General features: G+C 71.7%; 28 protein-coding genes. 3 read left to right on the top strand and 25 right to left on the bottom strand.

Going from position 1 to position 26,162, the window contains the following annotated elements; all coding sequences use genetic code 11:
* Positions 1 to 2 precede the first annotated feature (2 nt).
* Genes dprA through B7K23_RS13635 form a run of 3 tightly spaced genes read right to left on the bottom strand, consistent with a single transcriptional unit; the run spans position 3 to position 3,091 of the window.
* A complete protein-coding gene (gene dprA / locus B7K23_RS13625; RefSeq protein ID WP_143338300.1) occupies positions 3 to 1,184 on the bottom strand; it encodes a DNA-processing protein DprA in 1,182 nt (393 codons plus the stop codon).
* Between the two features lie 30 nt (positions 1,185 to 1,214).
* Positions 1,215 to 2,738 (bottom strand): YifB family Mg chelatase-like AAA ATPase, encoded by a 1,524-nt coding sequence (locus B7K23_RS13630; protein ID WP_084127206.1) that lies wholly within the window; start codon positions 2,736 to 2,738, stop codon positions 1,215 to 1,217.
* Positions 2,735 to 3,091, bottom strand: coding sequence for a YraN family protein (locus B7K23_RS13635; protein WP_084127207.1), 357 nt, complete (start codon positions 3,089 to 3,091; stop codon positions 2,735 to 2,737). Before B7K23_RS13635 ends, B7K23_RS13630 begins: the two co-directional genes overlap by 4 nt.
* Before the next feature lie 425 nt (positions 3,092 to 3,516).
* Here B7K23_RS13635 and B7K23_RS13640 point away from each other — a divergent pair, with 425 nt between their 5' ends.
* Both B7K23_RS13640 and B7K23_RS13645 read left to right on the top strand, forming a co-directional pair.
* Positions 3,517 to 4,569, top strand: a complete 1,053-nt coding sequence (locus tag B7K23_RS13640; RefSeq protein WP_084127208.1) for a phosphotransferase enzyme family protein — start codon at positions 3,517 to 3,519, stop codon at positions 4,567 to 4,569.
* The gene (locus B7K23_RS13645; RefSeq protein ID WP_143338301.1) at positions 4,554 to 5,333 is read left to right on the top strand and encodes a GntR family transcriptional regulator; all 780 of its coding nucleotides are present in this window, start codon (positions 4,554 to 4,556) and stop codon (positions 5,331 to 5,333) included. Before B7K23_RS13640 ends, B7K23_RS13645 begins: the two co-directional genes overlap by 16 nt.
* Positions 5,334 to 5,384: 51 nt before the next feature.
* On the opposite strand, the gene B7K23_RS13650 is transcribed toward B7K23_RS13645, so the two are convergent.
* From B7K23_RS13650 to rimM, 9 genes are all read right to left on the bottom strand, one after another.
* A complete protein-coding gene (locus tag B7K23_RS13650) occupies positions 5,385 to 6,788 on the bottom strand; it encodes an amidase (protein ID WP_084127212.1) in 1,404 nt (467 codons plus the stop codon).
* Positions 6,789 to 7,016: 228 nt separating this feature from the next.
* Positions 7,017 to 8,690: an MDR family MFS transporter gene (locus B7K23_RS13655; protein WP_084127214.1), complete on the bottom strand. Its 1,674-nt coding sequence runs from the start codon at positions 8,688 to 8,690 to the stop codon at positions 7,017 to 7,019.
* Positions 8,691 to 8,720: 30 nt separating this feature from the next.
* Positions 8,721 to 9,371: a TetR/AcrR family transcriptional regulator gene (locus tag B7K23_RS13660; protein WP_143338302.1), complete on the bottom strand. Its 651-nt coding sequence runs from the start codon at positions 9,369 to 9,371 to the stop codon at positions 8,721 to 8,723.
* A gap of 48 nt (positions 9,372 to 9,419) precedes the next feature.
* A complete protein-coding gene (locus B7K23_RS13665) occupies positions 9,420 to 9,749 on the bottom strand; it encodes a DUF2469 domain-containing protein (protein ID WP_084127216.1) in 330 nt (109 codons plus the stop codon).
* Positions 9,750 to 9,804: 55 nt separating this feature from the next.
* A complete protein-coding gene (locus tag B7K23_RS13670; RefSeq protein WP_084127217.1) occupies positions 9,805 to 10,500 on the bottom strand; it encodes a ribonuclease HII in 696 nt (231 codons plus the stop codon).
* Positions 10,501 to 10,504: 4 nt separating this feature from the next.
* Positions 10,505 to 11,137, bottom strand: coding sequence for a signal peptidase I (gene lepB, locus B7K23_RS13675; protein ID WP_375730888.1), 633 nt, complete (start codon positions 11,135 to 11,137; stop codon positions 10,505 to 10,507).
* 83 nt (positions 11,138 to 11,220) lie between these two features.
* Positions 11,221 to 11,568 carry a 50S ribosomal protein L19 gene (gene rplS / locus B7K23_RS13680; protein WP_084127220.1) on the bottom strand — a complete coding sequence of 116 codons (348 nt, stop codon included), beginning with the start codon at positions 11,566 to 11,568 and terminating at the stop codon, positions 11,221 to 11,223.
* A gap of 172 nt (positions 11,569 to 11,740) precedes the next feature.
* Positions 11,741 to 12,469, bottom strand: a complete 729-nt coding sequence (gene trmD / locus B7K23_RS13685; protein WP_084127222.1) for a tRNA (guanosine(37)-N1)-methyltransferase TrmD — start codon at positions 12,467 to 12,469, stop codon at positions 11,741 to 11,743.
* A 1-nt stretch (position 12,470) separates the two neighbouring features.
* Positions 12,471 to 13,007, bottom strand: coding sequence for a ribosome maturation factor RimM (gene rimM, locus B7K23_RS13690; RefSeq protein ID WP_084127224.1), 537 nt, complete (start codon positions 13,005 to 13,007; stop codon positions 12,471 to 12,473).
* Positions 13,008 to 13,146: 139 nt separating this feature from the next.
* On the opposite strand from rimM, the gene B7K23_RS13695 reads away from it, so the two are divergent.
* A complete protein-coding gene (locus B7K23_RS13695) occupies positions 13,147 to 13,551 on the top strand; it encodes a hypothetical protein (RefSeq protein ID WP_084127226.1) in 405 nt (134 codons plus the stop codon).
* Between the two features lie 59 nt (positions 13,552 to 13,610).
* On the opposite strand, the gene B7K23_RS13700 is transcribed toward B7K23_RS13695, so the two are convergent.
* The 13 genes from B7K23_RS13700 to B7K23_RS13760 all read right to left on the bottom strand — a co-directional run bounded on the left by B7K23_RS13700 (position 13,611) and on the right by B7K23_RS13760 (position 26,151).
* Positions 13,611 to 14,126: a hypothetical protein gene (locus B7K23_RS13700; protein WP_084127228.1), complete on the bottom strand. Its 516-nt coding sequence runs from the start codon at positions 14,124 to 14,126 to the stop codon at positions 13,611 to 13,613.
* A 5-nt stretch (positions 14,127 to 14,131) separates the two neighbouring features.
* Entirely contained in the window at positions 14,132 to 14,362 is a 231-nt protein-coding gene (locus B7K23_RS13705) for a KH domain-containing protein (protein ID WP_084127230.1), read from the bottom strand.
* A gap of 3 nt (positions 14,363 to 14,365) precedes the next feature.
* Entirely contained in the window at positions 14,366 to 14,833 is a 468-nt protein-coding gene (gene rpsP, locus B7K23_RS13710) for a 30S ribosomal protein S16 (RefSeq protein ID WP_084127232.1), read from the bottom strand.
* Positions 14,834 to 14,995: 162 nt separating this feature from the next.
* Positions 14,996 to 15,751, bottom strand: coding sequence for an FAD:protein FMN transferase (locus B7K23_RS13715; protein ID WP_084127233.1), 756 nt, complete (start codon positions 15,749 to 15,751; stop codon positions 14,996 to 14,998).
* A complete protein-coding gene (locus B7K23_RS13720; RefSeq protein WP_084127234.1) occupies positions 15,751 to 16,179 on the bottom strand; it encodes an FMN-binding protein in 429 nt (142 codons plus the stop codon). The genes B7K23_RS13715 and B7K23_RS13720 overlap by 1 nt, the downstream gene beginning before the upstream one ends.
* A 101-nt stretch (positions 16,180 to 16,280) precedes the next feature.
* Positions 16,281 to 16,943, bottom strand: a complete 663-nt coding sequence (locus B7K23_RS13725; protein ID WP_143338304.1) for an FMN-binding protein — start codon at positions 16,941 to 16,943, stop codon at positions 16,281 to 16,283.
* Positions 16,944 to 16,959: 16 nt separating this feature from the next.
* Positions 16,960 to 18,387 (bottom strand): ferredoxin reductase family protein, encoded by a 1,428-nt coding sequence (locus B7K23_RS13730; protein ID WP_084127238.1) that lies wholly within the window; start codon positions 18,385 to 18,387, stop codon positions 16,960 to 16,962.
* A 114-nt stretch (positions 18,388 to 18,501) separates the two neighbouring features.
* On the bottom strand, positions 18,502 to 19,335 hold the full coding sequence (locus B7K23_RS13735) for an FAD:protein FMN transferase (protein WP_084127240.1): 834 nt from the start codon (positions 19,333 to 19,335) through the stop codon (positions 18,502 to 18,504).
* Between the two features lie 5 nt (positions 19,336 to 19,340).
* A complete protein-coding gene (locus B7K23_RS13740) occupies positions 19,341 to 20,030 on the bottom strand; it encodes an FMN-binding protein (RefSeq protein WP_143338305.1) in 690 nt (229 codons plus the stop codon).
* 19 nt (positions 20,031 to 20,049) lie between these two features.
* Positions 20,050 to 21,408, bottom strand: a complete 1,359-nt coding sequence (locus B7K23_RS13745) for a ferric reductase-like transmembrane domain-containing protein (protein WP_084127244.1) — start codon at positions 21,406 to 21,408, stop codon at positions 20,050 to 20,052.
* Between the two features lie 173 nt (positions 21,409 to 21,581).
* On the bottom strand, positions 21,582 to 22,694 hold the full coding sequence (locus B7K23_RS13750) for an amidohydrolase family protein (RefSeq protein ID WP_200809846.1): 1,113 nt from the start codon (positions 22,692 to 22,694) through the stop codon (positions 21,582 to 21,584).
* A gap of 4 nt (positions 22,695 to 22,698) precedes the next feature.
* Entirely contained in the window at positions 22,699 to 24,306 is a 1,608-nt protein-coding gene (gene ffh / locus B7K23_RS13755) for a signal recognition particle protein (protein ID WP_084127246.1), read from the bottom strand.
* Positions 24,307 to 24,357: 51 nt separating this feature from the next.
* On the bottom strand, positions 24,358 to 26,151 hold the full coding sequence (locus B7K23_RS13760; protein ID WP_084127248.1) for an HD domain-containing protein: 1,794 nt from the start codon (positions 26,149 to 26,151) through the stop codon (positions 24,358 to 24,360).
* Positions 26,152 to 26,162: the final 11 nt, after the last annotated feature.

Raw genomic sequence — 26,162 nt, forward strand, 5'->3', positions numbered from 1 at the left:
CGTCAGCCCTGTCGAGGACCACTTGCGCGCGAGCGCGAGAGCCGACGGTACGTGCCGTCGGCGAGCTCGACCCGACCGGCGGCGCTGAGCGCGGCGAGGGCCGCCCTGGCCTCGCGCGGAGTGAGCGCCGCCGACAGTGCGACCTCCTCGAGGGTGGCGCCGCGCGGGCCGATCCCGTCGAAGGCGGCGCGCTCCGCCTGGGACCCGAAGCCGTCACCCTCGACCACCGGGACGCCGTCGCCCGCCTCCAGTGGGCCCACGAGCTCAAGGGCCTCGGCCGCCGAGGTCACGAGCATCGCGCCGATGTCGCGGATCAGCGTGTGGCATCCCGCGGACGCGGCGGATGTGACGGGCCCGGGCACCGCGCCCACGGGCCTTCCCAGCTCGGCGGCGTGCCTCGCTGTGCTCAAGGCTCCCGAGCGATGCGCGGCCTCGACCACCACCGTTCCCGCCGCGCACGCGATGAGCCGGTTGCGGCTCAGGAATCTGCTGCGATGCGGTGCCCAGCCGGGCGGCACCTCGCTGACGATGCACCCCCGTCGCGCGACCGCCTCCCTCAGCTGCGCGGTGCCGGTCGGATACCAGCGGTCGACACCGCCCGCCATGACCGCGACCGTGGCCCCATCGACCGCGAGCGCACCGCGGTGCGCCGCCGCGTCGATCCCGTAGGCACCTCCCGAGACCACCGCACGGCCCTCGCCCGCGATTCCCGCAGCCAGCTCGCCGGCCAGGTGCTCTCCGTAGGAGGTCGCGGCCCGCGAGCCGACGAGCGCGACCGCGCCGTTGAGCAGCGTGGCGAGATCTCCGCCCACAACGTACAGCGCCGGCGGAATGGCCGGGCCGAGGTCGCGGACGGGCTCGGGCCAGTCGTCGTCCGCCGGCGTGAGCACGCGTGCGCTGGCCGCCTCGGCCCTGCGCCGGATGAGCCGTGGGTCTGCGAAGTCCATCCGAGGCGTCCACCGCGCCGCCGCCTCGGCGATCCGTCCGAGCGTGCGCGCGTCGAGCTGGGCGTCGAAGCGCTCGATGAGCCCGGCCTGCGCTCGCGAGGGCCGTCGTTCTACCTCGCGCAGCCACCGCAGCGCCTCGAGGGGCCCGAGCGAGGACAGGAGGGCCCCCGCTGCGGCGTCGAGCGGCTCGGCGAGCGCGCTCCACGCGACCCACGCATCGGATTCCTCGTTCGTCACGAGCCGCACCTGCTCATGCGTCGCCTCTGCTCATCCCTCACCCCGGCGCAGCAGCAGTGCCTGCTCCGCGTGAGTCTGATCGGGCGCATCGATGCCGTCGAGATCCGCGAGGGTCCAGGCCACCCGCAGCGCCCGATCCGCTCCCCTCGCGGACACGAGGCCACGATCCAACGCGCGCCACACGGGCGCGCACGCGGATGCGGCGGTGCGTGCGCGCAGCCACGCGCCCGACGCCTCGGCGTTCGTCCTCCATCCGGACCCGGCAAGGCGCGCGCTCGCCCGCTTCCTCGCCGCGGCGACGCGAGTCGCGACGTCCGCGCTCGCGTCACCCGTGTCAGCCGCGCCATCGCCCAGACCGAGCCTCACCGGGAGCACCGAGACCTGCAGGTCGACGCGGTCGAGGAGCGGCCCGGACAGTCTGCTCAGGTAGCGCCTGCGCTCGAGAGGCGTGCACGTGCAGCCCGCGCCGTTGCCGTGGAACCGCCCGCATGGGCATGGGTTGGCGGCGAGCACGAGCTGGAACCGAGCCGGATAGCGGACCGCGCCGTGCGCGCGGTGCAGCACGATCTCCCCCGACTCGAGTGGCTGCCGAAGCGTCTGGAGCACGCGCGCCGAGAACTCCGGCGCCTCGTCGAGGAAGAGAACACCGCCGTGCGCGCGCGAGATCGCGCCGGGCCGGGCGAGCCGCGCTCCCCCGCCCACGATCGCCGCCGCGCTCGCGCTGTGATGCGGCGCCTCGAACGGCGGGCGTCGAATCAGCCCCGCCGCAGTGTCGAGGGTCCCCGCGAGCGAGTGCACCGACGTCGCCGCGACGGCGTCGCGCGCGGGCAGATCGGGAAGGATCCCCGGCAGCCGCTCCGCAAGCATCGTCTTGCCCGTCCCCGGAGGTCCCGTCATGAGCAGGTGGTGGCCGCCGGCCGCGGCGACCTCGAGCGCCCACCGCGCGTCGGCCTGGCCCTGCACCTCTGACAGATCGACGCTTCTCGCGCGGGCCGCCTCGACGGGCGGCTCCCGCACCGGCTCGGTCGCGCTCGGGACGGCCTCCACGTTGCCGTACGCGGCGAGCAGCTCCGCGAGGCTCGCGATCCCGAGGACCTCCGCACCGTCGACAAGCCGCGCCTCCTCGAGGTTCCCGATCGGCACGACGACCCGCGTCGCCCCCGCCTCGACCGCGGCGGCGACCATCGGCAGGATGCCCCGCACCGGCCTGACCCTGCCGTCGAGCCCGAGCTCCCCCAGGTGGACCGCGGACCCTGGCGCCGCGGAGGCGAGGTGCCCCGAGGCGACGAGCGCGGCGATCGCGATCGCCAGGTCGGTCACGGAGCCGGACTTGGGCAGCGACGCGGGGGTGAGGTTCACGGTCACCCGCCGCGCAGGCCACCGCAGTCCCGACGACGAGGTCGCGGCCCGCACTCGGTCCCGCGCCTCGCCGAGCGCCGCATCGGGCAACCCGACGATCGTGAAGGCGGGAAGCGACGCCGCGACGTGCGCCTCGACCTCGATCAGGTGGCCCGCGAGCCCCACGAGCACCACCGAGCGGGTGCGGCCGATCACCCGACGGCCCTGAGGTGCTCCACACCGGCCGCGCCCGCCCGCGGGAGCGTCACAGCGATCACGTCGATGCGCACCTCGGGCCACCGGCTGTCCTGCGAGGCGAGCCACACGGCAGCGAGCCTGCGCAGCCGCGAGAGCTTGCGTGCCGTCACCGCCTCCTGCGGTGTCCCCATCGCTGAGCCTCGCCGCGTCTTCACCTCGACGACGACGAGAGCGTCGCCGTCGGCCGCGACGATGTCGATCTCTCCCTCGCGGCAGCGCCAGTTGCACGCGAGGACCGTCCACCCCTTCTCGGTCAGCCGCCGCGCGGCGACCTCCTCGCCGTAGCGCCCGACCGCGTCCTTCGCCGCCATGCCTCACCTCCGTCGGTGACAGCGTGCGAGTGCGCGCGGGAGGCGGCGCTAGCGCGGCAGGGATCTGTGGACGGAGCACCGGCGGTGGAGGGCGGTGGATGACGCGAGAGGTCGGCCTTCCCGGGTCGGCACATGGCCACCCGATGGCACAGAGGAGAGCGGGAGAGGTCGACCTGGCTCGCGCGTCCCGGCGCGCGAGGCCGCCGCGGAAGGCAGCCCCCCTTTCCGTGCCCCAGCTCCCCAGCTCCCCAGCCGCGACCGTGGCGAGAACCGTCCCTGGAGGCCCTTTCGTTAATGGCTTGTAAATTCCTCGTGCCGAACGGTGACCAGGACGCCTGAGCCGCCCGATCCGGCCGCCGACCCGACCTAGGCTGTCGCCAGCCGCGGGCTCGGGAAGCGAGCCGCAACGTCCGCTCGAGGGGACCATGACCGCCGCCGACCCGTCCGCCACGATGCTCGCCACGGACTTCTTCGCCGACCTGGACAAGGGCGACCCCGCTCCTTCGTGGCTCACGGTGAGCGTCGGCGAGGCCTGGGACCTGGCCCTGCCGATCGAGATGACGCTGATCGGCGTCTCCGAGAACGCCTCGTTCCTGCTCAGGCGGGACGGCGTGCCCTTCGCGGTGCTGCGCCTCAACCGTCCCGGCTACCTGGCCGGCTCCGGAGCGGTGCTCTCGGAGACGGCGTGGGTGCGAGCGATCGCCGAGGACACGGACGTGGCCGTCCCCGCGCCGCTCGCCGGTGCCGACGGCGAGACCGTGCAGACCCTGGTCCTCGAGGGCGGTCGCGAGAGCACCGGGGTCCTGTCCCCCTTCGTCCCCGGGACGATGCTCGAGGACCGCGCCGATCAGGAGCGCTGGTTCGGGCGGATCGGGACGGCGACCGCGCAGCTGCACGAGCACGCCCGAGGCTGGAAGCGGCCGGCAGGGTTCTCGCGCCACGACTGGGCGCTCGAGCACATGATCGGCGCGGACGCGCGCTGGGGTCGCTGGCGAGACCAGTACCTCCTGGAGCGGGACCGCGCGCTGCTCGCGCGAGCGGAGGCCGCCGCACTCTCCGTCCTGGGCGATGGGCCCGCGCGCACGCCGGACACGTGGGGCCTCATCCACGCCGACATCCGTCCGTCCAACGTGATCGTCGAGGGCGACGCGATGACAGTGATCGACTTCGACGACTGCGGCGACTCGTGGTTCCTCTATGACTTCGCCTCGGCCCTCACCTGGATGGACCACCTGCCCACCGCGGCGGGCATGGCCCAGGATTGGATCGCGGGGTACCGCGAGGTGCGGCCGACGTTCTCGGCGGCCGACGCGGAGGTCGCCGTCGCACTCGACATGGTCCGCTGCCTCACGATGCTGGGCTGGTGCACCACGCATCGGGCCGACGCGCTCCCGCCGACGCTCGCGGATGGCGTCGTCCCGGCGGCGCTCACCGTCGCCGAGCGCTACCTCTCCTCGCCTACGTGGCTGCTGGACTGAGCGTGCGTCCCGCAACCGCGACCCCCGCGACACTCGAGCTGGCCGTGCGTGTCCGGCGCCTGATCGCGTCCGAGGAGCTCGCCGTGGGCGAGCGGCTCGGCACCGAGCGCGTGCTCGCGGAGCAGCTCGGGGTCGGACGGACCCTCTTGCGCCAGGCGCTCCAGGTGCTCGAGGACGAGGGTCGCATCGTGCGCCGCATCGGTCGCCACGGCGGGGTCGAGGTGTCGGACGGCAAGGTCGACCGAGCGCTCGACGCGATCGACTCGATTCCCGCGCTCCTGCACCGCGCGGGGCGTGTGCCGCGGACCGTGGTGCTCTCCGCCTCGCTCGTGCTCGCTGGCCCTCGGGAGTCGCGGGCGCTCGGCATCGAGCCGCGCGACCCGCTCGTCGACCTGCTGCGGCTGAGGCTCGCGGACGACGAGCCGTTCAGCCTCGAGCACGCACGACTGCCGTCACGCGCGTTTCCCGACCTGCTTCAGCAGCCGCTCGACACCTCGCTGTACAGGCTCCTGCACACGCGCTACGGCTGCGCTCCGACCACCGCGACGGAGTCGATCGAGGCGGGCCATCCGTCGGCGGAGGAGGCTGCACACCTCGCTCTCGCGCCGACCGACGTCGTGCTGCGGGTGACGCGCGTGTCGGCCGACGCCACGGGGCGCCCCATCGAGCTGTCCGAGGACGTGTTCCGCGCCGATCAGGTGCGGCTCGAGGCCACCATCACCGGCACGCGCTCGGTCGTGGTGCCCACCGCGGCGCCACGCTGACGGGGCGCGAGCCCTGCGCCGAGCCCGGTCCAGGACGCGAGCCGCGGCGTCCTAGTCGTCGAGCGGCGGTCGCGCGCCCACGAATCCCGCGGCGGCCTCGACCTGTGCGGCCACCGCGATCGCTGCGGGCTCCCCGTTGGCAGGCGCGATCACCTGCACGCTCAGCGGCAGACCTTGGCGGTCGAGCCCCACGGGCACCGCGATCGCGGGGTTGCCGAGGACGTTCCACGGCGCGGTGAACGAGGACACCGGATTCGCCCGAGCGAGCCCCTTGAGCGCGCCCGCGCCGGTGAGCCGTCCCGCGAGCTGCGCGGTCGTCGGCGTGGTTGGGGTGATCAGGACGTCGTTCTCCGAGAAGAAGCCGGCCTCGAACTCGGTCGCGAGCGCCTCGGCCTTGCGCTCGGCCCACGCGCCCAGGCCGCGCAGCGGCGCTCCGAGCCTCACGAGCGCGCGCGTGCGGCTCTCGAGCCGCTCGGGGTGCTCGGCACGCCTCGCCTCGTCGGTCACGCCGCCGAAGAACTGCACCAGGAACGGCAGGGTGACCTGCGGGTAGCGCACGTCGCGCTCGACGACGTCGTGACCCGCCTCTCGGAGCAGCTGGGCCGTCCGGGCGAGCGCGGCGGCGGTCTCCACGTCGGGGCGCGGACCGCCTCCGGGGTTCGACGTCGACACGACGATGCGCAGCGGCCGGACGTCGTCGAGCGCCGCCGTGAGCGTCGTGTCCCAGGCCTCGGCCGCGAAGCGATCCGTCGCGGTCGCGCCGTGGATCGCGTCGTACACGAGCGCGCTGTCCGCGACGGTCCGGGTGAGCGGCCCGATGACGCCGAGCGAGCGCCACAGGTCGGGGTTCGGGGCCGCGGACACGCGTCCGCGCTGGGGCTTGAGGCCGACGAGCCCGCACCAGCTCGACGGGAGCCGGATCGATCCTCCCCCGTCGCCTCCGATCGCCACGGGCACCATGCCCGACGCGACCGCGGCCGCGGTGCCGCCCGACGATCCCGCCGTCGAGCGCTCGAGATTCCACGGGTTGCGGGTGATCCCGTTCACCTCGGTCTCGGTGAACGGCCAGATGCCGAACTCGGGCATGCGCGTCTTGCCGACGATCACGGCGCCGGCCTCGCGCAGTCGCCGCACCACCTCGGCGTCGGCCGCCGCGGGCGTGCTGAACGCCGCACCACCGTAGGCCGTCGGGAGGCCCGCGACGTCGTTCTCGTCCTTGATCGCCACGGGGACGCCGTGCAGGGGGCCGAGGGCCTCGCCCGCGGCCTGCGCGGCGTCGCGCGCGTCCGCCTCGGCGAGCGCCTCGTCGGCCAGGACGTGCGCGAAGGCATTGAGACGCCCGTCGAGCGCGGCGATCCGTGCGAGGGCGCGTTCGACGACCGCCCTCGCCGTCGTCTCGCCGCCGGCGATCGCGTCGCGCGTCTCGACCGCGGTGGCGAAGTCGTGGTCGATCATCGTTGCTCCTTCGGTGCCGCTCGTCCCGCCGTCGCGGGGTCTGCCTGCATCCTTGCGCACGGCCCGTCCCTTGGAGGTGCTGCCCGGTTACGTGTCCGTGACATCTCGCGCCCGCGGATTAACGGCGTGTGACGCGCCGAGGGGCGCACCCCGTGCGGGATGCGCCCCTCGAGAAGCGGCCGGAAGTCGTCGAGCGCAGATCAGCGGCCGGAAGTCGTCGAGCTCAGTTCAGCGGCGCGGAGAGCCCGTGCCGGACTCCTCGGCGTCGGCGTCCGCGGCCCCGACGAGCGCGGGCTCGCGCCCGGCCTCGTCGGCGACGACCACATCGTCCATGCCCGGCTCGCCCGTCGCAGGCGACGGCGCGTTGGCGTCACGATCGAGCGTCGTGCGCAGCGGCGCCTCCTTGACGAACAGCAGCAGCACGAGCGCGAGCAGCGCGAGCGGAACGATGTAGAGGAACACCGGGGTGAGCGCGTCGTTGTACGAGCTCACGATGACGTCCTGCATCTCCTGCGGCAGCTCGAGCACCGCCGACGGCGTGAGCGAGTTCGCGTCGCTCAGATCCGCGGTGCCGCTTGCGACCCGGTCGCGGAGCAGGTCCACGAGGTTGTTCGTGAAGATCGAGCCGACGACCGCGGCGCCGAGCGACGCTCCGATCTGGCGGAAGTAGTTGTTCGCCGCGGTCGCGGTGCCCACCATGCGCAGCGGGAACGTGTTCTGCACGACGAGCACGAGCACCTGCATCATGAGGCCGAGCCCGGCACCGAAGATGCCGAGGTAGACGCAGGTCAGCCAGATCGGCTGGTCGTAGCTCATGGTCGACAGCAGGTACATCGCGACGGTCATGACACCCGCGCCGGAGACCGGGTACCACTTGTAGCGACCGGTGGCGGAGACGATGCGGCCGACGATGATCGAGGTGGGAAGCATCGTCCCCATCATCGGGATCATGAGCAGGCCAGCCTCGGTCGCGTCGACCTGCGCCACCATCTGGAGGTAGGTGGGCATGTAGGCGAGCGTGCCGAACATCGCGATGCCCATCAGCAGGCCCGCGGCGGTCGTGAGGTTGAAGTTGCGCTCCTTGAACAGCGTGAGCGGCATGATCGGCTCGACGGCCCGGCGCTCGACCAGGACGAAGGCGACTCCCGCGACGACGGTGAGGCCGATGAGCGACAGGATGACCGGCGAGTCCCACTCGTACTGGCCGCCGCCCCACGAGGTGACGAGCACGAGCGAGGCGGACGCGATCGCGATGAGGATCATGCCCGCGATGTCGAGCTTCGGCTTGGCGCGGTCCTGGGCCGGCGGGTGGAGGAAGATCGCGACCGAGGCCATGGCCAGGATGCCGAGCGGGACGTTGATCCACATGCACCACTGCCAGCCGATCGACTCGGTGAACCAGCCGCCGAGCAGCGGCCCGATCACCGAGGCGAGCGCGAAGACGCCGCCCATGAGGCCCATGTACTTGCCGCGCTCGCGGGCCGGGACGATGTCGGCGATCACTGCCTGCGACAGGATCATGAGCCCGCCGCCTCCGAGGCCCTGGATCGCGCGGCCCACGATGAGCTCGGTCATGCCGGTGGACAGCGCGCCCACGACCGAGCCGATCATGAACAGCCCGATCGCGCCGAGGAACAGCGGCTTGCGTCCGACGAGGTCGCCGAGCTTGCCGTAGACCGGCATCATGATCGTCGCCGCGAGGATATACGCGGTGGTGACCCACAGCATGTGGTCGACGCCGTCGAGGTCGCCGACGATGGTGGGCAGCGCGGTCGAGAAGATGGTCTGGTCGAGCGCGGACAGCAGCATGGCTGTCATGAGGCCGACGAAGACGAGCAGGATGCCGCGCCGGTCGGGCGCGGCGGCCGCGTCGGGGCGCGGCTGCATGGTGGTGTCTGACATTTCCGGGGAACTCCTTGTGGTGCGGCTCGCCTAGGGGCGAGTGGTCTGAGTGAGACGACGGATGCTGGGGACGAGGCCGTGGATGAGGGCCTTGAGCTGGGACACCTCTGCCCCGCTCGACAGCCAGGTGCGGCCGATGGCCTGGAGCGCGCCCATGGCGAGCGCGACCACGAGGGTGGACTCGAGGGCGAGCTGCTCCTCGTCGATCTCCGGGCGATGCGCACGCAGGCGCAGGACTGCGATCTCGGCGAGGCGCTCGCGGGACTCGCCGATCCGGGCGAGGTTGGCCGCCGCGAGGGTCGGCTCCGCCTCGTACAGGCGGTGCCGCAGGGCGAAGAGCTCGCGGTCGGGCTCGTCCTCGACCCACACGTCGGCCATCATGAGAGCGAAGGCCTCGACGTCGCTGACGTCGTCCCGCGCGACGAAGCGCGCGATGTGCGACTCGGTCGGCACGGGCTTGGCGTCGCCGAGCAGCGCGCTCTCCCGCGTGCCGAAGTAGTTGTAGAACGTGCGCGCGGAGATGCCCGCCCGCTCGGCGATCATCTCGACCGTGACGGCGTCGAGCCCGTGCTCGAGGCACAGCTCGATCGCGGCCTTCTGCGTGGCGTTGCGCGCGAGACGCAGCTTGCGCTCGCGCAGCCCCTCACAGGCCTTCGGGGTCGACTCGATCAAATCTTGCATATTCTGCATTGTTGCAGACTCTGCAAGCTTTAGTCAACCACCCGTGAACTATCTCCCGCGGAGTTGCCTGATGTCGGGGATCGTCGGGTCGTCGTCGTGCGCGAGCTCCTCAATGTTGACGTCCTTGAACGTCACGACGCGCACCTTCTTCACGAGGCGCGCGGAGCGGTACACGTCCCACACCCACGCGTCGGTCATGCTCACCTCGAAGTAGACATCGCCCCCCGAGGCGCGCACCTGGAGGTCGACCTTGTTCGCCAGATAGAACCGGCGCTCGGTCTCGACCACGTACTGGAACAGGCCCACCACGTCGCGGTACTCACGGTAGAGCGCCAGCTCCGCCTCGGTCTCGTAGTTCTCCAGGTCGTCGCTGCTCACGGTCCCATTGTGGCCGATGCACGCCCGGCGCACGCAACCGACGCGTGCGTGGCGCTCACGCGTCGCGCTGAGGAAGGGACCAGCTCAGTCGGTGGAGGGGGCTCGGGCCCCTCTCGCGCAGGGCCGCGAGGTGCACCGGCGCGCCGTAGCCCTTGTTGCGGGCCCAGCCGTACGCGGGGTGGTCCGCGTCGGCCGCGACCATAAGCGCGTCGCGCTCGACCTTGGCGAGCACCGACCCCGCGGCGATCGACGCGCACTTGCCGTCGCCCTTCACCACGGTGGTCACCGGGGCGACCTCAGGGGCTTCCGGCACGAGGACGACGAGGGGGTCGCCCGCGTCGGCGGCGAACAGGTCCGGGGCGGGCGCGGTGAGCCAGTCATGCGTGCCGTCGAGCAGGATCGCGTCGACGACGACGCCGTCGGCCGCAAGGGAGGCGAGCGCACGCAGTCCGGCAAGGCGGAGGGCCCCCACGATGCCGTGGGCATCGATCTCGTGCGGCTGGGCGTGGGCGACGGCTCTGGCGACCCCGTAGCAGGACAGCTCGGCGGCCATCGCGTCACGTCGCGCGGGCGTGAGCTGCTTGGAGTCGGCGAGCCCCTCGGGCCAGTCGTCGCGCGGCGTCACGGCGCACAGCCCGACGCTCACGGGGCCGGCGAGCGCTCCCCTGCCGACCTCGTCGATCCCGGCGACCACCGTGGCGCCCGCGTTCCAGAGGGCACGCTCGTGATCGAGCGAGACCGCGGTGCGCACGCGCTCAGGCCTGGTTGGAGTCGACGAGCGGGTTGCCGATGCCGCCCCAGTTCTCGACCGGCCACACGGTCACGAAGGCCGTGCCGACCACGGAGCTGACGGGGATCGTGCCGCCCCCGGGAAGTCCCATGTGATAGCGGGAGTCCGCGGAGTTGTCGCGGTTGTCGCCCATGACCCACAGCGAGTTGTCGGGCACGGTGACGGAGAACTCGGCGCCGCACGGCTGCGAGCCCTCGGCCAGATAGTCCTCGTCGAGGTAGACGCCGTTGACCATGACCTGGCTGTCCGCGCTCTCGCAGACGATCTCATCGCCGGGCAGCCCGATCACGCGCTTCACGAGGTGCTCGCCCGCGTCCTCAGGCAGGAGCCCGACGAACTGGAGGACGTCCTGTGCGGCCTTGCGGACGCCGGTCGCCTCGACGGTCTCGGAGCCTGAGAGCCAGCCGCCCGGGTCCTTGAAGACGACGACGTCGCCGCGTCGCAGCTCGAGGGGGTCGGGTCGCCACTTGGTGACGAGGATCCGGTCGCCTTCCACCAGCGTCGGGTGCATCGACCCGGAGGGGATCCAGAACGACTGGAAGAAGAATGTCTTGATGATGAGAGACAGGACCAGCGCCGCGACGACGATGATCCCGATCTCCTTGAACCAGCCCCATACACGAGCGCCGGCGGACGGGGTTGGCCCCCCGTCCGCCGGCTGCTGCGTGTCTGCGCTGATGACTAGTTCTCGCGCTTCTCGCGGATGCGAGCGGCCTTGCCGCGGAGACCGCGGAGGTAGTACAGCTTGGCGCGACGCACGTCACCGCGCGAGACGACCTCGAGCTTCTCGATGGTCGGCGCGTTGATCGGGAACTTGCGCTCCACGCCCACACCGAACGAGATCTTGCGGACCGTGAAGGTCTCGCCGACGCCCTTGCCGTGGCGGGCGATGACGACGCCCTTGAAGACCTGGATACGCGAGCGGTTGCCCTCGATGACCTTCACGTGGACGTTGACGGTGTCGCCGGCGCGGAAGTCCGGAATGTCGTCGCGGATCTGGCCCGCGACCACGGAGTCAAGCTTCTGCATGACATCTCTCCTCGCACATGCCACAGGTCACCATGCGGTTCTGCCCGAAGGCTACGTAAGTGAATGCCGCGCTCCGGGCTGGTGCTCCACCCCCTGTGGCAGGTGCGAGCGCCGGGCGCGCCGACGCACTATTCTGCCACATCGTCCGGCCCCGGCCCAACAGAACCCCAGGTCAGTCGTCCGCCCGCGGCTCCTCGAGCGCGGCGAGCATGTCGGGGCGCCGCTCACGCGTGCGCGCGACCTGCTGCTCGTGACGCCACTCGGCCACGCGACCGTGGTGACCGCTCAGCAGCACATCGGGCACGTCGTGGCCCCGCCACGACGCGGGACGGGTGTACGAGGGGTACTCGAGCAGGCCGTCGGAATGGGACTCCTCGACGATGGACTCGGCGTTGCCCATGAAGCCGGGGATGAGCCTCGTCACGGCCTCGATCATCGCGAAGGCCGCGACCTCTCCCCCATTGAGCACGTAGTCGCCGAGGCTTACCTCGAGCACGCGGAAGCCCTCGCCCGCGTAGTGCTCGGCGACGCGGGCGTCGATCCCCTCATACCGACCGCATGCGAAGACGAGTTGGGGCGCGACGGACAGGTCCGCGGCGAGCGCCTGGGTGAACGGGATCCCCGCCGGGCTCGGGATGACGAGCACGCCGCCAGGCTCGAGCACGTCGTCGAGCGCCTTGCCCCAGACGTCGGGCTTCATCACCATGCCGGCGCCGCCGCCGAACGGCGCATCGTCGACCGTGCGGTGCGCGTCGGGGGTGCCGTCGGCCTTGAAGGCCGCCCAATCACGCAGCTGGTGCACGTGGGTATCCACGAGCGCGGCCTGACGCGCCTTGCCCAGGAGCGACACATCGAGCACCTGGAAGAACTCGGGGAAGATCGTCACGACGTCGACGCGCATGTCAGCCTCCCGCAGTCTCACCGGTCGCCTCGGGCTCCTCGCCCGCGAGCAGGCCATGCGGCGGGTCCACCACGACCCGTCCGCCCTCGAGATCCACCTCGGGCACGAACGCTTCGACGAACGGGATGAGGGCGCGGAAGCCGCCCGGCTGCTTGACGACGAGCAGATCCTGCGCGGGCATCGACTGCAGGTCCACGACCTTGCCGACCTCCGTGCCGTCCGACCGCACCGCAGTGAGACCGACGAGCTCATGGACGAACCACGCGTCGTCCTCCATGTCCTCGTCGGAGTCCATCACGAGGGACACTCCCCTCGCCGCCTCCGCCGCGTTGCGGTCCGTGATCTCCGCGAAGCGCACGTACCACCGCCCCGCCTGCACGCGCGTTCCCGCGATCGTGAGCGGCCCGGCGCTCTCGGGATCGGTGGTGAACTCGGCGCCCGCCACCAGTCGTTCCTCGGGGATGTCGGTGCGCAGCTCGACGCTCACCTCACCCTTGAGCCCATGCGCACGCCCGATGCGCGCCACTGTCACGTCCATGCCGACAAGCCTAGGGCCGACGGGCCCACGCACCGGCCCTCTCAGGTTCACTCAGGGCCACCAAGTCGCACCATCCGATACCAAATGCCACGATGGTGCCGGGGTTCCCGCCCTGGGGCACCCCTCACGGAGGACATGCATGGCAGGCACGCGCCCCTGCGTCGTCGTCGCGGCGACGGCGCTCGCGTGGAGCACGGCCGCGCTCGACACGATCGCGGGGGTGGCCGCGCTGGCGCTCGCTCTCGACGGATCGTTCGCGGAGCGCACGGGCACCTCGGCTGAGATGCTCGCGTTGATCGGGTCGGCACTGCTGGTGCTGGGGATCCTCACGGGCGCGGCCGCGGCGATGCTCCCGCACGGGACGCCGACGGTGCGCGCGATGGTGTCGGGCCTCTTGCTGACCCGACTCGCGACTCAGGGCGCGGCGTGGGGCGTGCTCGGCTGGGCCGCACTCGGCTCGATCACGGTCTCCGCGGTGCTCGCGACCGCGTCGCTCACGCTGCTGTGGACCGCCCGGGCGACGCGCTGGTTCCGCGCGTCCTGAGGCGCGCTGGTTCCGCGCGTCCTGAGGCGCGCTGGTTCCGCGCGTCCTGACGCTCGCCGCTACCTGCGGCCCCGGCCGCGGCCGAGGTCCATCACGCCGACCGTGACGACGGTGTCGAGCTCGGCGAGCGCGTCGGAGAGCGCATCGAGGTCGGCCTCCCGCACCTCGGCGGGGCCGACGATCGAGGTCTTGGTGTCCTCCTGCGAGAACCGGTACATGTACGTCGTGCCGAGGAACGCGGACTGCCGCAGGACGTCGACCTGCAGGGGCGTGCCTGGCGTCATCGCGCGGCGCCGACCCCACCAGCCGAGTCCGGGCGCGTGCACGACGATCGCGTCAGGAGAGACGGACACGCGCGCGAGCGGCACGACTCCGAGCGCCTTGAGCAGATCCCAGCACAGCCACGCGGTGGTCCCGAGGATCGCGATCATCAGCACGATCGCGACGGTCGACCCGTCGCCGGTGACGTTGACGACCGAGGCGAGGGACAGCGCGAGCATGAACAACGCCCCCAGACCGGGCAGGACGAGCCTGCCGGTCGAGGGGCGCTGGCCGCGGAGCGTGACGTCCGCCATGGGTGTCAGGCGACGTCGACGATGTTGACCCGCACGTCATCGCGCGCGACGGCGTCGACGACGGTGCGAATCGCCTGCGCGGTGCGGCCACGGCGGCCGATCACGCGAGGCAGGTCGTCGGGGTGGACGACCACGTTCAGCGTGGTGCCTCGACGCCCCGTGCGCTCGGTGACGCGCACGTCGTCCGGGTTGCGGACGATGCTGCGGACAAGGAACTCCAGGGCGTCGAGGACCATCGCTTAGTTCTCCTCGGACTCGGCGGCCGCGGGGGCCTCGTCCTCGGCGGGCGCCTCTGCGGCCTCAGCCTCGGCGGCGGCGGCCTTGGCGGCCTCCTCCTTCTTGGCGGCGGCGTCGGCCTTGGCCTTCTCCGCGGCGTCGGCGTGCGCCTTGATGGCGTCCTCGGCGGAGGCCTTGCCCGCGGCGACCTTGACGGTGCTCGTGGCACCCTTCTCGCCCTTGAAGGTGCCCCAGTCGCCGGTCAGCTTCAGGAGGGCCGCGACCTGCTCGGTCGGCTGCGCGCCGACGGAGAGCCAGTACTGCGCGCGCTCCGAGTCGATCTCGATGACCGAGGGCTCCTCGGTCGGGTGGTACTTGCCGATCTCCTCGATGGCACGGCCATCGCGCTTGGTGCGCGAGTCCATGACGACGACGCGGTAGAACGGGGCGCGCTTCTTGCCGAAGCGCTTCAGACGAATCTTCACAGCCATGCTGCGGTCTCCTTGATCATTCGGTATGAGCCTGACCTCGCGCCCCCGGGGAATCACGGGGAGGTCGGTCCGGCAAGACGAATCGCTCGCACGGGTAGAGGGCCGTACGCGCTAGCGGTCAAGTATGCCAGATGCGGGGGCCTCGCGACGACCAGCGGCCGGTCAGGCCGCCCAGGTCCAGCCGGGCGACCGGTCCGCGACGACCCTGCCCTCGCGCATCCGCAGCGCGAGCACGTCCATGCCGCGCTCCTGGGCCGCGAGCGCGGCCCTCTCGCCATCCGCGACGATCGCGGTGGCCCACGCGTCGCACTCCACGAGGTCGTTGCCGACGACGCTCGCCTGAACATATCCCGACGTGCCACCCTCGGTGCGCCAGATGTGCTCGCCGTGCTCCGAGGTGCCGGAGGTCGCGATCGCGGTGCGGCGCCCTCCGAGCGCCACGGTTCCGACCGACTCGAAGCGGTGCTCGGGGTGCGCGATGCCCACGCGCCAGACCCGACCGTCGTCCGGCCCGAGTCCCGACACGGTCGCGTCGCCCGCACAGCCCCACATCCAGCCGCGGGCGGGGAGCGAGTCGAGGCGCCAGCGCACGCGCTCCATCGCCCAGGTCTTCACGATGCCCGTGGGATCGATGCGGCCGTCGGGCCTGATGGCGTCGAACGCGCCGCCGGTCGCGTCGCGGTAGTCGGCGCACAGGTCGAGGACCTGGGCCACCGCAGGCGGGCACTCCTCCACCGTCGTCTCGCCTCGACCAATGCGGGAGACGCACGAGTCGTCCTTGAAGGTCGAGAAGGTCTCATCGACCCACCGAAGGTCGTGCTCGATGTGCTCCATGATCGTCGCGAGAGCGTCGCGGTCCACAGCGTCGTCCACGTGCAGCGTGAACCCCATGGCCATCGCATGCGCGGCGACGATCATCACAGGCCCGCCTGGTCGAAGGCGTCGGCGACGGACTGCGCGAAGCCGTCTGACGTGTAGCTCGCGCCAGAGATGTACGTGACGTCCGCGCTCTGGGTCTCGAGGACCTCCTGGATGAGCTGCGGCAGAGCGGTCGAGTTGATCTGCTGGGACTCGTGGTCGGTCTCGCCGGACTCGACCATGGTGACGTCGACGACCTCCCCGCCCTCCACGGTGATCGCGACCGAGAACGACCCGTACCGGGTCTGGACCGACTCTCCCGTGTAGGTGCCGTCGGAGTCGGACGACGAGGTGTCGGTCGAGTCCGTCGTGGTGCTCGTGTCGGTCGAGGCGTATGCCGTCGACGAGTCCTTCGGCGTGAGGGCCCAGCCGGCGGTGAGGACCGCGGCTGCGGCGCCGCCGACCATGAATGCGCGTGAGGTGTTCATCTCTGCTCTCCTTCCGCCCTCTCAGGCGTACTGCTGACGGGTGTGGGCACGCCGGCCGTCTCCCACGGGGTGGGGACGGGCCGGGTCGGGCTGGACGGCCATCACAGGCCCGCCTGGTCGAACGCATCGGCCACGGACTGCGCGAAGCCGCCGGACGTGTAGCTCGCGCCCGAGATGTAGGTCACGTCGGCGCTCTGCGTCTCGAGGACCTCCTCCATGAGCTGAGGAAGCGCGGTCGAGTTGATCTGGATGGACTCGTGGTCGGTGTCGCCGGACTCGACCATCTCGACCCCGGTGACCTCGCCGTCGACCACGGTGATCTGGACGGAGAACGAGCCGTAGCGCGTCTGCACGGACTCACCCGTGTAGGTGGTGCCGTCTGAGCTGCCGGTGTCGCCCGCGCTCGTGGCGGAGTCGTCAAGGGTGCCGCTGCTCTGCTCTCCCGATCCGGGGGGCCCGCCATGGCCGCCCCCCTCGGGCCTCTCGCCCTGATCGAAGGAGGGAGCCGAGCCGTCCGTGGACCCGTCGCTCCCGTCGTCCTCGAGGGTCAGTCCGGAGTCGTCGCCCGAGTCCTCGCTCAGGTCGTCGCTCGACTCGGAGCCCTCGCTCGAGCCCGCATCGTCGGCCGAGTCGGACTCTGCGAGCGAAGAATCGGACGATGCGGCGTACTCGACCGCGTCGGTGGCCTTGGGCGACAGGGCCCAGCCGGTCGTGAGGATGGCCGTGGCGGCGCCGCCGACCATGAATGCGCGTGAGGTCTTCATTCGTCTTCCTCCCGCCTCACCAGGCGAACTCTTCGCGGTGGATCGCGTGGCTCGGCACTCCAGCCGCACGCGCGTCCGCCTCGACCTGAAGGCCCCACTGCACGGGGCCGCAGATGTACACATCGGTGTCCGACGGATCCTTGATCGCGCCGACGAGCGTCACGGGGTGGAGCGCGGTGCCCCACGTGGTGCCGCGGCGGCCCAGCAGCGCCGCGTAGCGCGCGCCGCGCACCATCGACAGCTGCTCGATCTCGTCGAGCAGCGGGATCTCCTCGCGCGAGCGACCGCGGACGATCACCGACACCGAGCCGTGCTCGGGCGCGTCCTCGAGCAGCGAGCGGATCGGGGACACCCCGATGCCCGCGCCGATGAGCATGAGGTCGCGGCCCGTGCGGGCCTCGTGGGTGAAGACCCCGAGCGGACCCTCGATCCAGGCGCTCGTGCCGACCTCGAGGTCGGCCAGTGCCGACGAGGCGTCGCCGAGCGGCTTCACCGTGATGCGGAGGGTCTCGCCGGGCGCGGCCGACAGCGAGTAGGGGTGCATCTCGCGCAGATAGGCGAAGCGCCCGAACGCGATGTTGAGGAACTGGCCCGAGCGGGCGCCGATGTGGGACACCGCGTCGCCGCCGAGCGTGATCGTGACGGAGCCGTCGGTCTCGTGCGCCACGTCGGTCACCGTGAGGCGGTGGCGGCGGTTGACGACGATGGGCGAGATGATCCGTGAGTAGACGAACGCGGACACCGCGCCGGCCCACAGCACGAACCAGAACCACCATGCGGCACCGCCGTCGCGGAACGTCGAGCCCTGCAGGAACTGGTGAGGCACGGCGGCGATGATCGCGACGTAGCTGAGCAGATGGATCGCGTGCCACTTGTGGTACGCGATCCGCGCCCTCGACGTCGCGAAGGACGTGAACAGGACGACCAGGATCGCGGCGACCGAGACGACGGCCCACGCCATGAACCAGTCGTACGACCAGTAGTCGAACAGCTGCGAGACCGGGTTGGTCCCCGCGGTGTGGGAGTCGGCGGTCGAGACGACGGCGATGTGCAGGAGCATGACGACGAACGACGTCACGCCGTACTTGGTGTGCAGCGCGACGGCCTTGTCGTGGCCGATCACCCGGTCGATCCACGGGGCGCGCGACGCGAGCAGCAGCTGCATCAGCATCATCACCGCGGCGACGATGCCGAGCGCGCGGGCGATCATGCCGAGCCAGCCCCAGAAGCCCGAGTCGAGGAACGCGCCCGAGCCGATCATGAAGGCGATTCCGGTCACCGCGGTGAGCCATACGGCGGCCTCGAGCATGTCGGCGCGGAGGCTGCGGCGGCGGGCCACGGCCTCGGTCGGGGTGCCCACTTCGCGCGCCAGCGCGCCCGCGTCGCGCCGGATCGGCAGCGGTGCGGGCCGATGGTCGCCCGGCGGCGTCTCGATGATGGTCATGCGGGCTCCTCCCCGTCTCCATGCCGGGCTGTGCGTGCCCTGACATGAACGATGCTCCCGCTCGCACCTGAGAACCGGCTCAGAGCAGGCGGGGAGGACGCCGGGGATCGGCCCTCAGTGCCACTGTCCTGACCACGCGGGTGTGGTCAGGGCGTCGTAGCCACCACCTGATCGTGCTCCTGTGACGGCGAGCGCGGCAACCTTCCGATCGGCCGCGAGCGCGAGTGCGTGAGGACCGCCCGCGGCGATGGCCGTCGCCCAGGCGTCGCACGCGACGAGATCCGGGCCGATGACCGAGACCTGCAGGTAGTGCCTCGCGACGTCACCCGTCACGGGATCCCAGATGTGATCGTGGACCTGCGAGCCGCCCGAGGTCGCGAGAGCGCGACGCCGACCGCCGAGCGCCACCACCTCGACGGGACGCGTGCCCGCGGGGTCGCCCTGGACCCGGGGATCGGCGATCCCGACGTGCCACTCGCCCTCTCCCCCGACCACCACGTCGCCTGCGGCTCCGACGAGCCAGCCGTCCGCCGCGACGCTCTCGAGCGCGGGAAGCGCACGGGCGACCGCCCAGGCCTTGACGATGCCGGTGGGATCGGGGGCGCCGGCAGGGTAGGCGACGGGCAGTCGGCGCGTGGCGCGCGGGGTGAGGCGCGCGTCGAAAGCGCCGTCGGTGGCGTCCCGCCAGCCCGCTGCCAGGGCGAGCACCTGCGCGATCTCGGCCGGCGCATCGTCCACGTCCAGGTCTCCCCTGGCGACGCGGCTCATGGGCGTCTCCGCGCGCCACATCGACAGCAGCGCGTCCGCCTCCCTCAGCGAGTCCTCGAAGTCTCCGATCACGCGGTCCGCCTCGGCGGGGTCGGCGACGTCGCGCAGCCGCACCGTGAACGGCATCGCCATCGCATGGACGATGCGGGTGAGGGTCTCATGATCGTCCCCGTGGGGCATGGGGGTTAGAGCCCTGCGTCGTCGAAGGCCCCGTGGACCGACTCGAGGAAGCCGGGCGACGTGTACGACGCCCCCGAGTAGGCCTCGACGTCCCAGTCCTGCGCCTCGAGGACGCGCGCCGACAGCTCGGGGATCGCCTCCGCGTTGATGCGCTGCGACTCGGATGCGGACGTGCCAGCGGCGAGGGCGTTGACCTCGACGACGACCCCATCCTGGACGACGATCTGCGCCTGGAAGTCGCCGCGCACGTTGGTGACCACGGGACCATCGAAGGTGCCGGAGCCCACATCGGCCTGTCCGGCCTGGTCGCCGCCCGAGGTGGTCTCCGAGGTCGGCTCCGGCGTGACGGTGGTGCAGATCTCGACGACCTGGACCGCGTCGTCGTCGTGATCATCGTCGTCATCGTCATCGTCATCGTCATCGTCATAGTCGTCGTCGTCGTCGTGATCATCGTCGTCATCATCGGCGGCGTCGTCGGCGGACACCGCGACCTCCTCGCATACGACCGACGGCGTCGGCTCGGCCTCCACCGCGTCGTCCGCATCGTCGGCCGTCGTGTCCTCGCCCGCAGACGCGTCCGAGTCCACGGACTCGGCGAGGTCGAGCGTCACCAGCCCCTTGGGCGCCGTCGCGTACCCGACTCCGACGATCGCCGCCGAGCCGACCGCGACCGCGGCCATCCTGCTCGCTCTCATGCCCGTCCGCCCTTCCTCGTCACCATGCGAACCTCTCTCGATGCACCGCCGCCCGTGGGACCCCGCAGGCCAGCGCGTCCGCCTCGACTGCGTCCGCCCATGCGAGCGGCCCGCAGATGAACACGTCTCGCCCGCCGACGCCCTCGACGAGGTCCGCAAGGCCGCCTGGGGCGTCCCTCGGGGTCCAACTGTCGCCTCGCGGCCCGTGCAGGACGTGGAGCGAGGCTCCCGCGCGCTCGACCAGCTCCTCGACCTCGTCGAGCAGCGGCGAGTCCGCGGTGCCGCTCGCGCGCACGATCACGGTGCACGGCTCCGAGTCGTCGCATTCCTCGAGCATCGCGCGGATCGGCGTGATGCCGATGCCCGCGGCGACCAGCACGAGGCCGTGGCCCTGGCGCGCGGAGTGGGTGAAGATGCCGAGCGGCCCCTCGGCCGCCACGCGCGTGCCGGGCGCGAGGCTCGCGAGCTGTCGGGTGAAGTCTCCTGAGGGACGCACCGTGAGTCGCAGCGAGGTGCTCGTGGGCTTGGCCGACAGCGAGAACGGGTGCGCCTCGCGCCAGCGGGCACTATCGAGAAAGCGCCACAGCATGAACTGGCCTGGCTTCGCGCCGAGCGCGTCCATGTCGCGCCCCGTCACGGTGATCGACACGGAGCCGTCCGGGAGCGGAGTGACCTCGGACACGCGCGGGTCGTGGCGCGCGAGCCGCCACAGCGGCACGGCGAAGCGGAACACGAGCAGCGACCCGAACGCGAACGTGTACAGCGCGAACCAGAACCACCACGCGGCTCCCCCGTCGCGGAACGTCGAGCCCTCGAGGAACTGGTGCGGCACCGCCCCCGCGATCCCGATGTACACGAGCAGGTGGACCACGTGCCAGCTCTCGTAGCGCAGCCTGCGTCGCACGATCGCGATCGACGTGGCGAGCACCGCGAAGAAGGCGGTGAGGGCGATCTGCGCCGCGGCGAGGTACCAGGCGCTCGTGAAGGTCGTCACCGCCTGGTCCAGCAGGCCGCGGCCGTCGTAGTAGGCGGACATCCCCGTGATGATCGACGCATGCATGAGCATGAGGACGATCGCCCACGTGCCGAGCCGCGTGTGCAGCGCGGTGGTCCGGTCATGCCCCACGGACTGCTCGATGTACGGCGCGCGGGACACGAGCAGCACCTGCGCGAGCATCAGCACCGCGGCGACGATGCCGAGCGCGCGGCCGAGGGTGTACACGAGGTCGACAGGCGCGGCTATCTGAAGACCCCCGCTGCGCAGCATGAGGGCGACTCCGATCGCTGCGGCGACCCAGATGGCGGCCTCGAGCCCGTCCGGCCACCAGGTGCGTCGCGCGCTCGCGCGGACGCGTTCCCGCTCCACCGTCGTCGTCATCGTCTTCTCCCCGTCTCGCGCATCCACCACAGCCCCCACGGATGTCGTGTCAACTGTCCCTGGTATCGCGGTGTTCCCGCAACCTCTCCGGAATCGTCCTCAGCAATCCCTCAGACTCGTGGCGACCACGGTCGGCACGACACACGACGCGGCCTCGCGGCGCTGACGACCTGCTACGGCGCGACCCGGACGCCGCGCAGCACCACGTGCGCGGGCGAGGCGAGGGCCCGGATGTCGTCGCGAGGATCCGAGTCGTACACCACCAGGTCCGCGGACGCTCCCTCACCCAGGGACGGGACGCCGAGGAAGGCGCGCGCCTGCCAGGACGCGGCGGCGAGCACCTCGGGCGCGGGAATCCCGGCCTCGACGAGAGCGGCGGCCTCGTCGGGCAGCCGCCCGTGGCCGATCGTGCCGCCTGCGTCGGTGCCGAGCAGCAGCTGCATCCCTGCGGCGCGCATCGCCTGCACCTGCTCGTGCCGACGCTCATGCATGCGCGTCATGCGCGCCGAGTACTCGGGGAAGCGCTCCGCTCCCTGCGCCGCGTATCCGGGGAAGTTGTCGATCTGGAGCAGCGTCGGCACCGCGGGCACCCCGAGGTCGGCGGCCTGCGCCATCTGGTCGGTGGTCATCCCGGTGCCGTGCTCGAGGCAGTCGATCCCTCCGTCCAGGAGGGCGTCGATCGACTCGGTCGCGAACGTGTGCGCGGTGACGCGGGCTCCCTCGTCGTGGGCCGCCTTGATGCCCTCCTTGAGCACCTTCGCGGGCCACAGGGGCGTGAGGTCTCCGACCTCGCGGTCGATCCAGTCGGCGATGATCTTGACCCAGCCGTCGCCCTTGCGGGCCTCCTCCGCCATGACGCGGGGCAGGTCGTCGACCTCGATCTCGCGCGCGTAGTGGCGCAGATACCGCTTGGGGCGTGCGATGAAGCGGCCCGCGCGGATCAGGCGCGGCGTGTTGAGGACACCTTGGAGGAACGACGTGTCCGAGGGCGAGCCGGCGTCGCGGATCAGCAGCGTGCCCGCGTCGCGGTTGAGATGCGCCTGCTTGAGGGACAGGTCGGGATCCACTGCTCCGCCGCTGTCGAGACCCACGTGGCAGTGGACGTCGACCAGTCCGGGTACGACGACGCCGTCCACGCGTGCGCCGACGCTGCGGCCCTCGGGTGGTGCGAAGGCCATCCGGCCGTCGACCACCCAAGCCTCTGGCCTGACATCGTCGTCCCCCACAAGCACCGGTCCGGCGAGGTGCAGCACGTCGGTCGGGGCCCCTGGGACGACGGTATCCATGCGTCTACCTTCTCAGGTACTTGCCCAGATCCGCCTGAAGCTGCGCGGGGTCGATGTCCTCCTGCGGCGGCTGGGTGCCGAGCCCGAAGGCCGAGCCCGCGGGCGCGGCGGGCTTCTCGCCTGCCGCGCGTGCCCGCGCGGCCTGCTCCTGCTGGGCGCGCTTGGCGGGGTTGCCGGACTTGCCCTTGACCTTGCGCTGCGGCGCCTGCTTGCCCTTGGACTTCTTGCCGCCCGGCAGGCCGCCGAAGGCGCCCGGGCCGCCGCCCATGCCTGGCATGCCCGGCATGCCACCGCCCTGGGCCATCGCCTTCATCATCCGCTGCGCGTCCTCGAAGCGCTTGACGAGCGAGTTCACGTCCGCGACCGTCATGCCCGAACCCGCGGCGATGCGCGAGCGGCGTGAGCCGTTGAGGACCTTCGGGTTGTCACGCTCGAGCGGCGTCATGGACTGGATGATCGCCTCGGTGCGCACGAGCTCACGCTCGTCGAGGTTCTCGATCTGATCGCGCATCGCGCCCATGCCCGGCAGCATGCCGAGCATCTTCTTCATCGAGCCCATGTTCTTGAGCTGCTGCATCTGCGCGAGGAAGTCCGTGAAGGTGAAGTCCTCGCCGCGCTGCATCTTGCCAGCCATGCGCTCGGCCTCGGCCTGGTCGAACTTCTGCTCGGCCTGCTCGATCAGGGTGAGGATGTCACCCATGTCGAGGATGCGCGACGCCATGCGGTCGGGGTGGAAGACCTCGATGTCCTCGAGCTTCTCTCCGACGGAGGCGAACATGATCGGGCGGCCCGTCACCTGGGCGACGGACAGCGCGGCACCACCGCGCGCGTCGCCATCGAGCTTCGACAGCACGACGCCGGTGAAGTCGACGCCCTCCTGGAAGGCCTGCGCGGTGGCCACGGCGTCCTGACCGATCATCGCGTCGATGACGAACAGGACCTCGTGCGGGTCGATCGCCTTGCGGATGTCGCCCGCCTGCTTCATGAGCTCGGCATCGACGCCCAGGCGTCCCGCGGTGTCGACGATCACGACGGTGTGCTGCTTGTCCTGCGCCTCCCTGAGGCCGCGGCGCGCGACCTCGACGGGGTCGCCGTGCGGGCGCTCGTCCTCGCGCGTGACTCCGGCCTCCGGGGCGAACACGGGCACGCCCGCGCGCTCACCGACGACCTTGAGCTGCGTGACGGCGTTCGGACGCTGGAGGTCGGCCGCGACCAGGATCGGGGTCTGGCCCTGCGACTTCAGGTGGTGCGCGAGCTTGCCCGCGAACGTGGTCTTGCCGGCACCCTGGAGACCCGCGAGCATGATGACCGTGGGGCCGTGCTTCGCGAGGGTGAGCGGGCGCTGCTCGCCGCCGAGGACAGCGATGAGCTCCTCGTGCACGATCTTGACGACCTGCTGGCCAGGGTTGAGCGCGCCCGAGACCTCGGCGCCCAGCGAGCGCTCACGGATGGCCGCGGTGAACGACCTGACGACGGGCACGGCGACGTCGGCGTCGAGCAGGGCGCGGCGGATCTCGCGGATCGTGCCGTCGATGTCAGCCTCGGAGAGCCGTCCCTTGCCGCGGAGGCTCTTGAAGGTCTCAGCGAGGCGATCGGAGAGGTTGGCGAACACAGGTGTCCCTTCAGGCGTGTCTCAGGCGCACCAGCCTACCTGGCGCCCCGGCTACGCGCCGCCGACCTCGCCTCTGCCGACGGCGACGGCGCGCGCCCTCGTGTAGAGCGTGTTCACCAGCTGCTCGCGCCACTGGGTCCACGCCTTGGGGCCCGCGGCGCGCGCGTCGCACTCGGTGAGCGCGCGCAGGGTGTCGAGAAGCTCGACGCGATGCTCGACCGCGTCGAGCAGCCGCTCGATCGTGGCCGGATCCTCGGGGTCCTCGGTCGTGGCGAGGTTCGCGAGGGTGAGGTGCTGGCGGACGAGCAGCTCGACGTCATGAATGGTCTGCGGCGAGAGCCCGAGGCGACGGCCCATCTCGGGGATGAGCACTGCACCGTCGATCGAGTGGTCCGTGGCCCCTGGTCGCTTGCCGATGTCGTGGACCAGCAGCGCGAAGCGGAGCAGGTCGTGATCGATGTCGTACTTGCGCATCTTCGCGGCGAGGACGACGGACTCGACCATATGGCGGTCGACCGTGAAGCGGTGGATCGGGCTCCGCTGCGGACGGTTGCGGACCCCCTGCCATTCGGGCAGGCCCCGCACGATCAGGCCGGCGAGGTCGATGGCCTCCCAGACCGCGATCAGATGGGCCGAGCCGCGCAGCAGCTCGCGCAGGTGCTCGCGCGCCTCCTCGGGCCAGGGGTCGGGCAGCGCGGGGCAGCGCTGCAGGGTCGCGAGCAGCGTCGGCGTGATGGTGAGCCCTGTCGATGCCGCGGTGGCCGCGGCCCGCAGCGGCAGCAGCGCGTCGGAGGTCGCGTCGTAGCTGGGGGCGAGCGCGAGCTCGCCGTCCACATCGATGAGCCCCGTGGCGACCACCGTGTGGCGAGGCGCGCGGGCACGGCGTCGCGCGAGGAACGCGCGAGAGCCGACGCCGGAGCGCTCGAGCGAGCGGCGCGCGCCGCGCTCGGTCATGTCGAGCGCGTAGGAGATCTCTCGGCCCGCCTCGGCCAGCGACGCGAGCAGGTCGTCGGGGTCGTCGTGGCCCATGAGCGCGGCGACCTCGTCGGCGAGGTGTCGGCCCAGCACGTTCTGCGGGCGGCCGACCTCCATCTGGATGGCGTCGCGCACGTCCATCACGTGCGCGCCGGCCTCATCGACCGCACCGTGGGGCCGGTCGGTGAGCCACGTCGCCGACAGGCCCGTGAGGCTCACGAGGTCGCGCAGGCCTCCGCGGGCCTCCTTGAGGTTCGGCTCGATCAGGTAGGCCAGCTCGCCGTGCCGCTCGGCGCGCGCCTTCGACGCGGCGAACAGCTCGGGCAGGCGCTTGCGCGCCGCGGCGCGCCAATCCTGATAGATGAGGGACCGCGCGCGCTGCGCGAGCTCCTTGTCGCCCGCGACCGGCTTGAGGTCGAGCAGGCCGGAGGCCGCGGCGAGGTCCTTCGACGCGACCTGGCGCACCTCGGTGAGCGAGCGCGACGAGTAGTCGAGCTCGAGCCCCGCGTCCCAGATCGGGTACCAGAGCCGCTGCGCGAGCTCGGCGACCTCGTCGGACTTGAGCGTGCGGCCGTCGTGGATGAGCACGACGTCGAGGTCCGAGTACGGTCCCGAGTCCCCCCGACCCAGCGACCCGACGGCCCCCAGCGCGATCCCCTCCGTCAGCCCGTCCGCGGCCTCGTCCCAGTGCGCCGAGAGGGCGGCGATGGTGAGGTCGGTCAGCGCCTGACGGCGGTACTTCCCGGGAGCTCCGTCCCGGTACAGCGTGTCAGCCAGCTCCCGCCTCAGACGCTTGAGGTCCCGCACCCCCTCGGGATGCGGGACCTCAGCGTCCGAGCCTTCACGGAACTGACCGTCCCGGCTCGGCATATGCGGTGTGG

This window comes from Demequina sp. NBRC 110054 (assembly GCF_002090115.1).
Taxonomy (GTDB): domain Bacteria; phylum Actinomycetota; class Actinomycetes; order Actinomycetales; family Demequinaceae; genus Demequina.